Below are 14,896 nucleotides of genomic sequence, written 5' to 3' on the forward strand. Positions count from 1 at the left end.
GTTCAAGCCTGGCACGCAGTCGCCCGGACCGACGCAAACACAACCTGTTGGGGAGTGTGGACATGAACGCGCAAAAACGGATCAAACGCAACCTGTTGGGCACGGCAGCCGACCTGCCTACGAGCACTTGGCCTGCCGAATGGAAGAGACGCACGGGAGCAGGCTTCAGCGGTGCCGATCTTATCTACGTGTCAAGCAATGACACCCAGCGTCGGTATGTCTATCTCTATGGCGAAGTGGAAGCCGCGATCGAGTTCGATCTGCCAATCGACCTGCGCCTGACGGCGGCGCCCGGCTATCAACTCAGGTTCCTGTATCAGCCGACGCAGCAAGCGAGCGCCAATCCGAGGGTGGTGGCGTATTTCAACGGTGGGGCGCATTTCTGGACCCGTGAGTTGCAGACGAGCACCGTGAACGCGGCTGCGGAACCGCCGCGAGACTGGCTGATCTGCGATGACAAAATGGATCTGAACGACGAAATCACTCGGCCCAAGGCGACCCTGGCCCTTCAGTCCGGCCTGTTCGATGCCGCCGCCGTCGCCGAGGCGACGAGCGAGCCCGATAGTGATCAGCCCGTCGCGCAAGAGCCGGGCTGGCCGGCCGGCCCGGGTGAGTTGCATTTTTCCGGCAAGGCCCTGGGCACGGATGTTTCTCCCGAGATGGCCGAAGGTGTGTCGGTGTTCGTGCATCTCAAGCCGCTGGCGCTGAGCACCCATGAACCCGCACCCGAATTTGACGGGAGCAGCGCCCGCTATTGGGTGGAAAAGGACGGCCGCCGCTATATGCCGATCTGTCGGGGGGGCGGGGCGCATCATCTCTCCCTGCCGGTGGCCGAAGACTGCGGGTGGGCTGGCGGCGGGATTTATACCGGCACCAGCGCCTATGCCTCCTTTACCGATCAGAGCGAGGCCGGGCAGGCCGGGTTGCAAGTGGCAGCGACAGAGCCCGACGCGGATGACGATGCCCAGCCTATCGCCAAGGTCTGGGAAATTCGCCACGATGCCGATGACCCCAGCGTCAACGGCAGGACCGCCACCCTGCGCTTCGAAAGTGTCTATCATGCCGAGCCCCATGAGGCCTTGGCCTGCATCGTCGGGCCCTACAAGCTCGACCTCAGCGACCATGGGCAGCCCGACTATTGGCCAAGCGTCGAGGAAGAGGAAACCATCGATCTTCAGGTGAGCGTTCATTACGCGGTCTCCGGCAATCCGGAACCCGGTGTCGCCGTCGAATGGCGCCAGGACGGCGACCTTCTGGAAACCCTGTTCACCGGCGAGGAGGGTGTGGCAGTGTTTGGCTACCAGCCAGCCGCCGATGCCACGGTCATCGCGCTCGTCGACAGTCCTTACACGCCTGAAGCCGATACGCAAGCCTTTGCCGTCAAGACCATCCCGACCCGCAAATGGGCGCAGTTCGAACTCAGCGTTGGCGGAACGGAAATTTCACCCGACGACCATTGGTGGATTCTGCCCGGCCAGTCCTACCAGTTGACCCTCAAACCACGCTCCGACAGCGTGCTGATCGGTCAGGATCTGGCGTTCAGCGTCGATCCCGCGCAAAAGCTTCAGCTCGAGCCGACGGGCGAGCGACCCCTGACCGCGAGCGGCCTCACCTGGAACATCACCACGACGGCGGATGTCATTGGCGACTTTGCACTGCGCCTCGACTGCATTCGTTTCAAACAGTCACTGACATTGAATGGTGGTATCAACGAGCTGCCCGCTTTGGCCATCGCCGAGGCGCCCGGCGACCAACTCGATCCGCTTGCGGCGCTGGCCACGCTGACAGCGGTGGTGCCGCAATATGACGGCATGCGCGGTACCGACGAGATCCGCGTCACCTGGACCGGGGTGGCCGGCAGTCCGGCCGAAGGCTCCTATACCACGTTACCGGTTGAGGTGGGCACGATAGGCGAGAAGACGATCCCGTTACCGGTGTCGGTGATTGCCTACAGTCTGGGCCAGTCGGTGACGGTCAGTTACACCGTCACCCCTCGCGGCGGCAACGAGTCACCGCCATCGGATTTGTTCCACCTGGAGGTGAAAATCTTCGCTCCCGGCGATCTACAGGATGCCAGGCCGAAAATTCGGCAAGCCGAAAACGGCGGTGAAGGCTCCGAGCTGGACCTCAATGGTATTAGCGCCAATGTCACCTGCCGGATCGGCATCTGGCCGCTGATTGCGCCGGGCCAGGATCTATGGCTGCGCCTCAAGGGCACGAAAGCCGACGGGACTTCCCCCTATAACCTGAATATCTGGGCACCGCCGCCACGGGGGCCGATCGCCAGTACGACTTGGACAGACCAAGGCTACTATGAGGTCTCCGCCGCCTACAGCTATCTGAAAGAGCTGAAGGATGGCAGTACCCTGACGATAGAATTCAAGGTGGATTTCAGCCAGACCACCAACGAGGCCAATGCGCAGACCTTTCCGTTGCGCACCTATACCATCCGTGCGGCCATGGACCTGTCCGCCCCGAGGGTCAAGCAGGCCACCGGCACCGCGCCGAGCCAGCAATTGAATCCGGTGGCGGCCAAAAATGCCCTGACCGTGGTGATTCCGGAGTACGGTTTCCAACCCGGCGATCAGGTCCGCGTGACCTGGACCGGCACCGCGGGAGATGGCTCGCACACCACCCCGGCGCAAGCGCTCCCTACCAGCCGCGAGATCCCTATTCCGGTCGAGGTGCTCGCTTACAACCTGGGCAAACCGGTGACGGTGACCTACAGCGTAATTCGCAACGGCGAAGCCTCCGATCCCTCAGCCGCGCTCAACCTGGCGGTGCAGACCTTCGCTCCCGGCGATCTACAGGCCGCCAGGCCGAAGATCCTGCAAGCCGAAAACGGCGGTGAAGGCAGCGAGCTGGACCTGAACACCATCAGCGCCAATGCCACTTGCCGGGCAGGCACCTGGCCGCTGATTGCGCCAGACCAGGACGTGTGGCTGCGCCTCAAGGGCACGAAGGCCGATGGAACTACTCCCTATGACCTGAATATCTGGGCACCGCCGCCACGAAGTCCGAGGACCAATCCGACCTGGATAAGCCAAGGCTACTATGACGTCTCCGCTGCCTACAGTTATCTGAAAGAACTGAAGGACGGCAGCACCCTGACCATGGAGTTCAAGGCCGACTTCAGCCAGACCACCAATGAAGCCAATGCGCAGACCTTTCCGTTGCGCACCTATAGGGTCCGTGCGGCCATGGACCTGTCCGCTCCCAGGGTCAAGCAGGCCACCGGCACCGCGCCCAGCCAGCAATTGAATCCGGTGGCGGCCAAGGATGCCCTGACCGTGGTGATTCCCGAGTACGGCGTCCTACCCGGTGATCAGGTCCGTGTGACCTGGACCGGCACTGCGGGAGAGGGTTCGCACACCACCCCGGCACAGGCGCTGCCCACCAGCCGCGAGATCCCTATTCCGGTCGAGGTGCTCGCCTATAACCTGGGCAAGCCGGTGACGGTGACCTACAGCGTGATTCGCAACGGCGAAACCTCCGATCCCTCAGCCGCACTCAACCTGGCGGTGCAGACCTTCGCTCCCGGCGATCTAGAGGCCGCCGTGCCTAAAATTCTGCAAGCCCAAAACAGCGGTGAAGGCACCGAGTTGGACCTGAACACCATCAGCGCCGATGTCACCTGCAGGGTTGGTATCTGGCCGCTGATTGCGCCGAATCAGGATGTGTGGCTGCGCCTCAAGGGCACAAAAGTCGACGGGACTTCCCCCTATAACCTGGATATCTGGACGCCACCACCATGGGGCCCGAGGACCAGTGAGACCTGGATAGACCAAGGCTACTATGACGTCTCCGCCGCCTACAGTTATCTGAGAGAACTGAAGGATGGCAGCACCCTGACCATGGAGTTCAAGGCCGACTTCAGCAAGACCACCAACGAGGCCAATGCGCAGACCTTTCCGTTGCGCACCTATACCGTCAAACTGGAGCAGGTCATACCGACCCTTGACAGCGTATCAGACGGCAATAAAGAGATCCCGGAGGGGGGCTTCGCCCGTAGCACGACGCTGCAACTGGCAGGGCGGGCGAACAAGGGGCAGAAAGTCGAGATATTCGATGGCAGTGGAAGCGGTGCGGTTTCCAAGGGGGAGGCTACCGCCGATCGTCTGCTCGGCTTGTGGGTCCACGTTATAACCGTCGAAGAGGGGCCACGCCGCCTATACGCCAAGGCGCTCTATCCTGTCAGCCCGGTACTTTCAAATGAACGCAATTTCGTGGTCGTGACACTGCCGACGATTGTCAGTGTCAAGGATGCCAACGATAAAGAAGTCCCGGCGGGAATCCTCCAACGCTACACCGTCAGTACCCGGTTGAAACTGTCAGGTCAGGCGAGCAAGGGCCGGAACGTCGCGATTGTCGATGGCTGGTACGAAAACGAAGTGCCCAAGGGCCAGGCGACAGCCAATCCACTAACCGGTACATGGGAATGCAATTTAACCGTCGCGATTGGACGATACGCTTTTTACGCCAAAGCGCTCTATCCCTTGGACGGCTATCCATCCCCATACTCAAGTGTACGCCATCTCCATGTCGTGCCGCTGATCAACCCCACCCTTGACTATGTCAGAGACCCCGATAATAAAGAGATCCAAGATGGGGGTAGCACCTCCAGCACGGAGCTGAGATTGTCCGGTCAGGCGAGCCGGGGACAGACAGTCGAGATATTCGACGGCAGTGGCTCCAGCGCGGTTTCCAAGGGGGAGGTTACAAGTGATATTACGTTCGGCAATTGGACACTCGTTATAACCGTCGGACTAGGCGACCGCCGCCTCTACGCCAAGTCGCTCTATCACAGCGGCGCTCCGGTGTACTCAAACGTACGCACCCTCACCGTCGTCAGGCCGTGACGGACGATGATCGACGATTGACTGCCCGGCCAGGCGCAAGCCGGGCATGTCTTCCAGAAAAGACCGCTGGTGCTGTCAGCTGCTGATTGCTTATCTATGAAGCAGATAATAGTTAGAGAAATTACCCGTTATATGGATATTCGATCCAGTTCTATGATGGCTGCAACCTCACCTGAGGACAGGAGTCAGCCATGCAAACGTGTGCCAATAGTGTCAAATTCGGAATCCGGCCTCTGGGCCACTTGCAGCACCCCCGTGAAGTCATTCGCCAGTTCACCCCCAACTGGTTCGCCGCCACCATGGGCACCGGTGTGCTGGCGCTGGCCTTGGCCCAGTTGCCGATCGAAGTCCCCGGCCAGCATGCCTTAGCCGAAGGCCTGTGGCTGTTCAATATCCTGCTGTTCGCCGTGTTCAGCCTGCTCTACGGCGCGCGCTGGGTATTGTTCTTCCGGGAGGCGCGGCGGATTTTCGGGCACTCCACGGTCTCGATGTTCTTCGGCACCATTCCCATGGGGCTGGCGACCATCATCAACGGTTTCCTGCTGTTTGGCGTGCCGCGCTGGGGCGACAGCGCGGTGCAGGTCGCCGAAGTGCTGTGGTGGATCGACGTGGCGATGTCCCTGGCCTGCGGCGTGCTGATTCCCTACCTGATGTTCACCCGCCAGGAGCACAGCATCGACCAGATGACGGCGGTCTGGCTGTTACCGGTGGTGGCCGCGGAAGTGGCGGCGGCCAGCGGTGGCCTGCTGGCGCCGCACCTGCTCGATACCCATAGGCAACTCAACGTGTTGATCACCAGCTACGTGCTCTGGGCCTTCTCGGTGCCGGTGGCGTTCAGCATCCTGGTGATCCTGCTGTTGCGCATGGCCTTGCACAAATTGCCTCATGAAAATATGGCGGCTTCGAGCTGGCTGGCCCTGGGGCCGATCGGCACCGGTGCATTGGGCATGCTGGTGCTGGGGGCGGACTCGCCGGCGATTTTTGCCGCCAACGGGCTGTCGGGTATCGGCGAGATCGCCAGTGGCCTGGGCCTGGTGGCCGGGATCATCCTCTGGGGCTTCGGCCTGTGGTGGATGCTGATGGCGGTGCTGATCACCCTGCGTTATCTGCGCCGGGGTATCCCGTTCAATCTCGGCTGGTGGGGCTTCACCTTCCCCTTGGGGGTCTACTCCCTGGCGACCTTGAAGTTGGGCAGCGCCTTGCACCTGGGTTTTTTCAGTGGCTTCGGCCTGCTGCTGGTAGCGTTGCTGGCGGTGCTCTGGTTGATTGTCGGTGCGCGGACCCTGCGCGGGGCCTATGAAGGCGAGCTTTTTGTTTCGCCCTGCCTGGCAGGAATAGCGAAATAGTTGCCCGATTTTAGGTAAGGTTGTGGCCCGGGGGCGGTGATCCGCCTTCCAACAAGAAAGCCGCTCTCGGCGCCACTCAGGTACAGGGAAGATGAGTCACCCCTCACAGTTCAGCCTGCTGCGTACACGGCGCTTCCTGCCGTTCTTCGTGACGCAGTCCCTCGGGGCTTTCAACGACAATCTGTTCAAGCAGTCGTTGATCCTCGCCATCCTCTACAAGCTCGCCCTCACCGGGGATCGCGGTATCTGGGTGAACCTCTGTGCCTTGCTGTTCATCCTGCCGTTTTTCCTGTTCTCGGCCCTGGCCGGACAGTTCGGTGAAAAGTTCGCCAAGGACGCGCTGATCCGGGTGATCAAGCTGGGTGAAATCGCGATCATGGCGGTGGGAGCCGTGGGCTTTGTGTTCGATCACCTGTCGCTGATGCTGGTGACGTTGTTCGCCATGGGCACCCACTCGGCGCTGTTCGGCCCGGTCAAATACTCGATTCTGCCCCAGGCCCTGGCTGAAGACGAACTGGTGGGGGGCAACGGCCTGGTGGAAATGGGTACCTTCCTGGCGATCCTGGCGGGGACCATCGGTGCCGGGGTGATGATGTCTTCGGCGCACTACGCACCTATCGTGTCCAGCGCCATTGTGTTGGTGGCGGTGCTCGGTTACCTGGCCAGCCGCAGCATTCCCCGGGCGGCGGCGGCGAGCCCGCAGCTACGGCTGGACTGGAATATCTTCAGCCAGTCCTGGGCCACCTTGCGCCTGGGCCTGGGGCAGACGCCGGCGGTGTCGCGGTCGATTGTCGGCAACTCCTGGTTCTGGTTTGTCGGGGCGATCTACCTGACGCAGATTCCGGCGTACGCCAAGGAGTGGTTGTACGGCGATGAAACCGTGGTGACGCTGATCCTCACCGTGTTTTCGGTGGGGATTGCCGCCGGCTCCATGCTTTGCGAACGGCTGTCGGGACGCAAGGTGGAAATCGGCCTGGTGCCTTTCGGTTCGTTCGGGCTGACGCTGTTTGGTCTGTTGTTGTGGTGGCATTCCGGCAACCTGCCGCAGAACGTGCAGGCCAACGACTGGCTGGCGATCCTGGGTTATCACCAGGCCTGGTGGGTGCTGGTGGATATCCTCGGGCTGGGGGTGTTCGGTGGTTTCTACATCGTGCCGCTGTATGCCTTGATCCAGTCGCGCACCGTCGAGAACGAGCGGGCCCGGGTGATCGCCGCCAACAACATCCTCAACGCGCTGTTCATGGTGGTTTCGGCGATGGTCTCGATCCTGCTGCTGAGCGTGGCCAAGCTGTCGATTCCCGAGTTGTTCCTGGTGGTGTCGCTGATGAACATCGCGGTCAACACCTATATTTTCAAGATCGTGCCCGAGTTCAGCATGCGCTTCATGATCTGGTTGCTCAGCCATTCCATGTACCGCGTCGAGCACCGCAACCTGGAGCTGATTCCCGATGAGGGGTCGGCCTTGCTGGTTTGCAACCATGTGTCGTTTGTCGATGCCTTGCTGATTGGTGGCGCGGTGCGGCGGCCGATTCGGTTTGTGATGTATTACAAGATCTATCGCTTGCCGGTGCTCAACTTCATCTTCCGCACGGCCGGGGCGATTCCGATTGCCGGGCGCGGTGAGGATCTGGATATCTATGAGCGTGCGTTCCGGAAAATCGCCGAGTACCTGAAGGACGGCGAGTTGGTGTGCATCTTTCCCGAGGGCAAGCTGACCACTGATGGTGAGATCAACGAATTCAAGGGCGGCATGACCCGCGTGCTGGAGGAAACCCCGGTGCCGGTGATTCCGCTGGCTCTGCAAGGTTTGTGGGGCAGTTTCTTCAGTCGTGATCCGGCCAAGGGGTTATTCCGGCGCTTGTGGTCGCGGGTGACCCTGGTGGCGGGAACGCCGGTCGGAGCCGAGGTGGCGGTGCCGGAGCAGTTGCGCGAGCAGGTGTTGCAGTTGCGGGGGATGGTGCACCGCTAGGCGTGTGTGGGAGCGGAGCCTGCCCGCGAAGTTTTGGTGGCCTTGCGGGCCTCTTCGCGGCGGTCCGGCGTCCCGGTAAATCCTGCTCCCACAATTATCCGTATCGTGCCGAGAGTTTGTGTACGACCGAAGCTCTGATGTGGGAGCGGAGCTTGCCCGCGAAGCTTTTGGCGGCTTCGCGGGCCTCCCACAGGGGGGCGTGTTGAATCAAGCAGAGTGTCAGGCGGCCGAGACTTTCAAACCGACCAACCCGGCAATGATCAAGGCCACGCTCGCCAAACGGAACAAGGCCATGGACTCACCGAACAGGATGATCCCGGCGATCACCGTGCCCACCGCGCCGACACCGGTCCAGATGGCATAGGCGGTGCCCAGCGGCAACTCCTTCATGGCCAAACCCAGCAGGCCGAGGCTGATGACCATGGCCGTAACCGTGAGTACGCTGGGGAGCGGGCGGCTGAAGCCGTCGGTGTACTTGAGGCCAACGGCCCAGCCGACTTCGAAGAGACCGGCGAAAAACAGAATGATCCAGGACATGAAAACCTCCATCTATGGATGGGGTCGTCCCCGGATGGATGCTGCGCTCAAGCCGCAAGGTCGTCCTTGCGCTGCGCACTATAGTGCGCATTCTTGCCCGTCTGGTCAAATTTCCTTCAATTCAGTGCGCGCTCAGCGGCCTGTTCGCGGTCCTGCTTTTCACTCATGCGGCGGAACCAGGTCGAGAGCAGAGCCCCGGAAATATTGTGCCAGACACTGAACAGCGCGCTGGGCACCGCCGCCAGCGGCGAGAAGTGCGCGCTGGCCAACGCGGCGCCCAGCCCTGAGTTCTGCATGCCGACTTCCAGCGCCAGCGACTTGCGCTGGGCCAGTGGCAGCTTGAACAGGCGGCCGGTGAAATAGCCCAGCAGGTAGCCGAAGCTGTTGTGCAGCATCACCACGGCCATGATCAGCAGGCCGGACTCGGCGATCTTCGCCTGGCTGGCGGCGACCACGGCGGTGACGATAATCACGATGCTCACCACCGACACCAGCGGCAGGACTTCCACCGCATGGCGGACGCGCTCGCCCAGCAGACGTTGGGCGACGACTCCCAGCACGATCGGCAGCAATACCACCTGCAGGATCGACCAGAACAGCTCGCTGAACTGCACTGGCAACCAGGCCGAGGCCAGCAGCCAGATCAGCGCGGGGGTCAGCAGCGGGGCGAGCAGGGTGGTGACGGCGGCGATGGCCACCGACAGCGCCAGGTCGCCGCGGGCCAGCCAGGTCATGACATTGGAGGAGGTGCCGCTGGGGCAGCAGCCGACCAGGATCACCCCGACGGCGATTTCCGCCGGCAACTGGAAGGCCCGGCAGAGCAGCCAGGCGACGCCTGGCATGATAATAAAGTGGGCGACCACGCCCAGGGCCACGCGCCAGGGGTGGCGGGCGACTTCGGCGAAATCGTCGAGTTTGAGAGTCAGGCCCATGCCAAACATCACCAGCCCGAGCAGCGGCACGATGGCGATTTTCAGGGCGATGAACCAGCTGGGCTGGAGAAACGCCAGCACGGCGAAGATCAGCACCCAGTAGGCGAAGGTATTGCCGACGAAGCGGCTGAGTGTGGCCAGTGCGCGCATGGTGTTTTCCTTGTTATATGCGGTGTCGAACCAGGCCGGCGTGGACCTGTGGCAGAGGCGTTTGCCTGCGAAGCCTTTGGTGATTATCGAGGGGGCGGCGACCCGGTAACTCCGACTCCCACAATGCCCGTGTCGAACCGAGAGCCTGCGTACGACGGAGTCTCTGTGGGAGCGGAGCTTGCCCGCGAATGCTGACAACCTGGTCTGTCTGACACACCGCGTTATCGTTCTTCGCGGGCAAGCTCCGCTCCCACAGGTGTTCACGCCGCTTACAGCGTGCGGTCAGATACCCTGCGGCATTTCCTCGCCACCCAGGGCGTCGAACAGCTGCGGCAGGAATTCGCCGAAGGTCAGCATCATCAAGGTGAAGCTGGCATCCAACTGGCCCAGGGCTTCTTCACCGCCGTCCTGTTCGGCCTGATCCTGCAGCAGATCTTCGAACTTCAGGCGCTTGACCACCATCTTGTCGTCGAGCACGAAGGACAGTTTGTCCTGCCAGGCCATCGACAACTGAGTCACCACCTTGCCGGTGCTCAGGTGCAGCTGGATTTCCTCGCCAGTCAGGTCCTGGCGCTTGCAGCGCACAATACCGCCGTCTTCATGGGTGTCACGCAGTTCGCATTCATCGAGCACGAAGAAATGTTCCGCGGCTGCCTGGGTCTTCACCCACTCGGTCATGATCGCGCTTGGCGCGGTTTTCACCGTCAGCGGCCGCACCGGCAGGGTGCCGAGCACTTCACGCAGGGTCGACAGCAGGTCTTCGGCGCGTTTTGGGCTGGCCGAGTTGACCAGGATCAGGCCCTGTTTCGGCGCAATCGCGGCAAAGGTCGAGGAGCGACGGATAAACGCCCGTGGCAGGAATGCCTGGATGATTTCATCCTTGAGCTGGTCGCGTTCCTTCTTGTAGACCTTGCGCATCTGTTCGGCTTCGATCTCCTCGACCTTTTCCTTCAGCGCATCGCGCACCACGCTGCCCGGCAGGATACGTTCTTCCTTGCGCGCGGCCACCAGCAGAAAATCGCCGCTGACATGCACCAGCGGGGCGTCTTCGCCTTTGCCGAAGGGCGCGACGAAACCGTAAGTGGTCAACTCCTGGCTTGCACAGGGGCGGGCCGGTTTGCTCGCCAGTGCGGTCTCCAGCGCCTCGGCATCAAAAGGCAGATCTTGGGTCAGGCGGTAGATCAGCAGGTTCTTGAACCACATGGGGTGCATCTCTCCTTTATACAAAGGAGGGCATTATTCTCTTCATGGCCCGATAGGCCAACCCTCTGCTAAGTCTTTGGAAGGCCTGAGAAAAATATTAAAGAAAGTGCTTGCCAGAGTCCGGAGTGCTCCGTAGAATGCGCGCCACACCGAAAGCGAAGGGTGATTAGCTCAGCCGGGAGAGCATCTGCCTTACAAGCAGAGGGTCGGCGGTTCGATCCCGTCATCACCCACCATTCGTCATCAGTGTTACGCGCAGCGGTAGTTCAGTCGGTTAGAATACCGGCCTGTCACGCCGGGGGTCGCGGGTTCGAGTCCCGTCCGCTGCGCCATATTCGATGATCTGGACCACTGAACGCCAGGTCATCACAGAAAGCCCGCCTTGTGCGGGCTTTTTGCTGTGCGGCTGTTCGAGAAATCGATGCGCTGAAAAAAGATTATTTAAATCAGTGCGTTATGAATTTTTTGTGGCATAATTCGCCCGCACCGAAACGAAAGGGTGATTAGCTCAGCTGGGAGAGCATCTGCCTTACAAGCAGAGGGTCGGCGGTTCGATCCCGTCATCACCCACCATTTCGCTTCAACGCTACGCGCAGCGGTAGTTCAGTCGGTTAGAATACCGGCCTGTCACGCCGGGGGTCGCGGGTTCGAGTCCCGTCCGCTGCGCCATCTTCAAATGATCTGGACCGCTGAACGCCAGGTCATCACAGAAAGCCCGCCTTGTGCGGGCTTTTTGTCGTCTGGGGTTTATTGAGCCGTGCCAGTGATGGCGGTGGTGAATCTCACATCGCTATCGCCGGCAAGCCGGCTCCTACAGGTTTTTTGTCGTCCCCAAGATTTGTGTTCGATGCGGACCACTGTGGGAGCCGGCTTGCCGGCGATGGCGCCCGAGTGGACGCCACAAGACTCAGGCTTTGACGCTATTGCTCGGCGTTGCGGCTATGCCGGTAATCGCTGACCGCGTCATACACCGCCTTGCGCAACCGGTTGATTCCCCCAATCGGCCGGTGCGCCTCCAATCCGTGCCAGGGGCTGAACGACTGGTTGTCACAGGCGATGTTCTGCTCCAGCGTATCGAAATCCTGGGCCGGAATCCGAATCCGCGCCACGGTCTGGAACGGCGCGTCGCTCTCCTTCCACTCGATGCTGGTGTCTTCGATCGGCATATACAGATGGGCGTTCTGCCGCTGGATCTGCAAGACAAAACAGGCCGGGACGCGGTCTGTGGATAACTGTTGGCCGAGGGCGCCGCGGAGGAAGTTCGGCAGGTCCTCATTCTGCTTCGGCAAGGCATATTCCGGGCAGCTCTGCGGATCGGGAGCCACGCGGAACTTGGCGTTGTCATTGCCGAACTTGTACGGCGCGACCGAGAAGTAAGTGGTCTGCGTCGGACTGATCGGCGCCGGCGCCAAGGTCGCCAGGGCAATAAACAGATGGCGCACCTGCCAACGGGTCGGATTCCAACTCGGGAAAAACGCCAGCACCTGCTTGCCGTCCGCCTGGGCCCCGATGTTCTGCTGGTACTCGGCAACGTCACTGACGAAAAAGTTCGGGTGGCTGAACATCACGAAATCCTGCTCATTGCGCCCCTGCTGTCCCGGTAGCAGTTGCTTGCCCGGTACATCGAGCAACTTCAGCGCCATGCCACGGGCATCGCGAATACTGTCGAACTGCGGATAGGCGTTGCCGTTGGACAGGCGTATCAGCGCCTGCCAGGTCTTGCCCGGTTCGGCAAAGACACCCTGGCGCAACTCACTGCTCAGGTCGGCAGGCACCTGGACTTCGGCCTTCACGCAACCATGGGCCTTGGCATGGGCATCACGCAGGTAGCGCGTGCCCTCGCGGTGCTGGTCGACGATCCGCACGGCGGTCTGGATGATGTCCTGGGTCATGGCCGATTCGTCGGCTGGAATCTGTTCCTCGGCGGACACCGGGCCACTGTGGCGCCAGGCGTACCAGCCGCTGGCCAGAGCCCAGGCGACCAGGCCGAGGCCGATCAGGATCAACAGGCTCTTGCCCAGAAAGGCGCCGAGGCGCAGCCAGAGTCGGGTCAGCATGTAGACATCCTTTTAAGGTGAACGCGAAGGGGAGGGGTCATGGCAGTTGCGACTCCAGCGGGCCGCCCAGTACTTTCAGGTATTCGAGCAGGGCCCAGCGTTCCTCGGGCTGCAGCAAACGACCGATCACACCATTGCCACGCTTGCCGGCACGGAATTCGTGGCCACTGTTGTGGTTGCCGCTGATCCGGGTGTCATACAGGAAACCATCGGGGAAGGCTTCCGGGCGATAGCCCAGATGACGCGGATCGTATTCGAAGGTACCGCGATAGAAGCTGCTGGCGCGCTCATCCTGGGGCGAGAGCAGTTGGTACAGCGATGGCACCGAGCCGTTGTGCAGGAACGGCGGGGTGGCCCACACGCCGGCCAGCGGCCGGGCCTTGTAGGCGCGTTGTTCGAGTACGCCGATGGGCAGGCCGAAACCATCCATCGCCGGGCGTTCTTCAGGCGTGACCTTGGCTTCACGATAGGCGCGCTCTTCGACGAAGGCGGTGACGTAGGCCAGGCCCTTGGCCACCGACAGTTGCGTCATGTCCAGCGGCGCATCGGGCGTCGGGTGTAGATGCACCGGCAGCTTCGCCAACTCGGCCGGGTTCCATTGCAGCGCACTCAGGTCGTAACGATTGTCGGCGATGTTGTTGGCGGTGTTCGGGTCGGTGCCAATCGTCGCGAGCGGAATGGAAACCAGATGTTTCACCGGGCGCCCGTTTTCCATGGTCACCGGCGGCACATGGCAGCCGGCGCAGTTTTCCGCGAACAGCCCGCGCCCTTTGGCGGCCAACGGCAGGTCGACCTTGCCGAACAGATCCTCCGGCCAGTGGGGCGGCTGCAGGCGTTTGAGGGTTTCCTCGATGCGTTGCAGGTCACGCACCCGTACGCCGGAAGGGTAGCGATCCGCGCCTTGTAGCGGCTGGCTGTTGCTGTCGAAGAAGTTCAGGGTCGCGCCGACCCCCAGCGCTTCGCCGATATTGCGCGCCATGGGTTGCTGGGCCGAGGCGGTCCACTGCACCCAGTCGAAGGTCCAGATATCCCAGAGTTGTGGGTAATCCACGGGGGCATTGGCGATGCGGTAGTTCTTTTCGGAAATGGCATCGCCGAAGCTGGCGTTGGCGATGCGGCCGAAGGCGTCGGTGCGGCCCGGACCTTCCTGGGTCGGATAGAGGCCGCGATGGGTGTCGTTCCAGGCCGTCTTCAGGAAGATCTCCAGCGACTGCTTGAAGTCCCCGCGCAACTGCTCGTACTGGGCGTCATAGTTATCGCCGAGGACCTTGTGGGCAAAACGCTTGAACTTCCAGGGGTTGTAATAGGTGGCGGCCAGGCTTGCCACCATGGCCTGACCGAAACTGCCACCGCGCACCGTCGGGACGCTGGAGGGCAGCACATGCTGGGCCGAGCCGCCGTCGATCCGCAGCGCCTGGCCTTTATAGCGCAACTCACCGGTATGGCAGGCGGCACAGGTGATGTCCAGGTACTGCTCGTTGCTGCCGGGATTCTGATGACGGGCGAAACCCACCGGTAGATTGCCGGGGTTGTTCGCGCTGGCCGGCTGCCTTGGATCGGTCAGAAAGCCGAAGCGCGCCAGATACGCGGGCTCGGCAAAGCGTTGTTCGGAAAACGGTAACTCCAGGGCCGTGAACCACTCATAACGCAGGCCTTTGACCTGGGTCCCCTGCGGTGTGTAGTAATAGGTCTGGCGGTCGGCCTCGCTCCATTGCTCCAGATAGCGCACCTGGGCCGGTACGTAAGTCGGCAATTTTGGATTGATGACGTAGTACAGGATCACCGCGATGCCGAGGCAAAGCAGAAGAAATGCTGCCAGTAATACACGGTAAAAAATGCGCAA

General features: G+C 61.5%; 8 protein-coding genes and 4 tRNA genes. 7 read left to right on the forward strand and 5 right to left on the reverse strand.

Going from position 1 to position 14,896, the window contains the following annotated elements; translation table 11 throughout:
* The first annotated feature begins 62 nt into the window (after nt 1–62).
* The 3 genes from AC07T0_RS27085 to AC07T0_RS27095 all read left to right on the forward strand — a co-directional run bounded on the left by AC07T0_RS27085 (nt 63) and on the right by AC07T0_RS27095 (nt 8,174).
* Entirely contained in the window at nt 63–4,859 is a 4,797-nt protein-coding gene (locus tag AC07T0_RS27085; protein WP_495004067.1) for a hypothetical protein, read from the forward strand.
* A gap of 191 nt (nt 4,860–5,050) precedes the next feature.
* A complete protein-coding gene (locus AC07T0_RS27090; RefSeq protein ID WP_495004068.1) occupies nt 5,051–6,205 on the forward strand; it encodes a TDT family transporter in 1,155 nt (384 codons plus the stop codon).
* Nucleotides 6,206–6,296: 91 nt separating this feature from the next.
* Complete coding sequence (locus tag AC07T0_RS27095; protein WP_495004069.1) at nt 6,297–8,174, forward strand: MFS transporter; 1,878 nt, start codon at nt 6,297–6,299, stop codon at nt 8,172–8,174.
* Between the two features lie 219 nt (nt 8,175–8,393).
* Here the strand turns inward: AC07T0_RS27095 and sugE are convergent, their stop codons facing one another.
* The 3 genes from sugE to rdgC form a co-directional block, all read right to left on the reverse strand.
* Nucleotides 8,394–8,711, reverse strand: a complete 318-nt coding sequence (gene sugE, locus AC07T0_RS27100) for a quaternary ammonium compound efflux SMR transporter SugE (RefSeq protein WP_495004070.1) — start codon at nt 8,709–8,711, stop codon at nt 8,394–8,396.
* Between the two features lie 116 nt (nt 8,712–8,827).
* Nucleotides 8,828–9,793 (reverse strand): bile acid:sodium symporter family protein, encoded by a 966-nt coding sequence (locus AC07T0_RS27105; RefSeq protein ID WP_495004071.1) that lies wholly within the window; start codon nt 9,791–9,793, stop codon nt 8,828–8,830.
* Nucleotides 9,794–10,075: 282 nt separating this feature from the next.
* The gene (rdgC, locus tag AC07T0_RS27110; RefSeq protein ID WP_495004072.1) at nt 10,076–10,996 is read right to left on the reverse strand and encodes a recombination-associated protein RdgC; all 921 of its coding nucleotides are present in this window, start codon (nt 10,994–10,996) and stop codon (nt 10,076–10,078) included.
* 160 nt (nt 10,997–11,156) lie between these two features.
* Between rdgC and AC07T0_RS27115 the strand changes: the two genes are divergently transcribed.
* From AC07T0_RS27115 to AC07T0_RS27130, 4 genes are all read left to right on the forward strand, one after another.
* A tRNA-Val gene (locus AC07T0_RS27115) sits at nt 11,157–11,232 on the forward strand.
* A gap of 19 nt (nt 11,233–11,251) precedes the next feature.
* A tRNA-Asp gene (locus AC07T0_RS27120) sits at nt 11,252–11,328 on the forward strand.
* A gap of 165 nt (nt 11,329–11,493) precedes the next feature.
* Nucleotides 11,494–11,569 (forward strand) — tRNA-Val (locus tag AC07T0_RS27125).
* Nucleotides 11,570–11,588: 19 nt separating this feature from the next.
* Nucleotides 11,589–11,665: transfer RNA gene (locus tag AC07T0_RS27130), tRNA-Asp, on the forward strand.
* A 251-nt stretch (nt 11,666–11,916) separates the two neighbouring features.
* On the opposite strand, the gene AC07T0_RS27135 is transcribed toward AC07T0_RS27130, so the two are convergent.
* On the reverse strand, nt 11,917–13,053 hold the full coding sequence (locus AC07T0_RS27135) for a catalase family protein (RefSeq protein ID WP_495004073.1): 1,137 nt from the start codon (nt 13,051–13,053) through the stop codon (nt 11,917–11,919).
* Between the two features lie 37 nt (nt 13,054–13,090).
* A complete protein-coding gene (locus AC07T0_RS27140) occupies nt 13,091–14,896 on the reverse strand; it encodes a di-heme-cytochrome C peroxidase (RefSeq protein ID WP_495004074.1) in 1,806 nt (601 codons plus the stop codon).

It is taken from the genome of Pseudomonas sp. GW821-FHT04D07 (genome assembly GCF_059420225.1).

Bases quoted from the DNA above. Each gene is read 5' to 3' on its own strand.
- AC07T0_RS27085 (WP_495004067.1), top strand. From the start codon at position 63: ATGAACGCGCAAAAACGGATCAAACGCAACCTGTTGGGCACGGCAGCC.
- AC07T0_RS27090 (WP_495004068.1), top strand. From the start codon at position 5,051: ATGCAAACGTGTGCCAATAGTGTCAAATTCGGAATCCGGCCTCTGGGC.
- AC07T0_RS27095 (WP_495004069.1), top strand. From the start codon at position 6,297: ATGAGTCACCCCTCACAGTTCAGCCTGCTGCGTACACGGCGCTTCCTG.
- sugE (WP_495004070.1), bottom strand. From the start codon at position 8,711: ATGTCCTGGATCATTCTGTTTTTCGCCGGTCTCTTCGAAGTCGGCTGG.
- AC07T0_RS27105 (WP_495004071.1), bottom strand. From the start codon at position 9,793: ATGCGCGCACTGGCCACACTCAGCCGCTTCGTCGGCAATACCTTCGCC.
- rdgC (WP_495004072.1), bottom strand. From the start codon at position 10,996: ATGTGGTTCAAGAACCTGCTGATCTACCGCCTGACCCAAGATCTGCCT.
- AC07T0_RS27135 (WP_495004073.1), bottom strand. From the start codon at position 13,053: ATGCTGACCCGACTCTGGCTGCGCCTCGGCGCCTTTCTGGGCAAGAGC.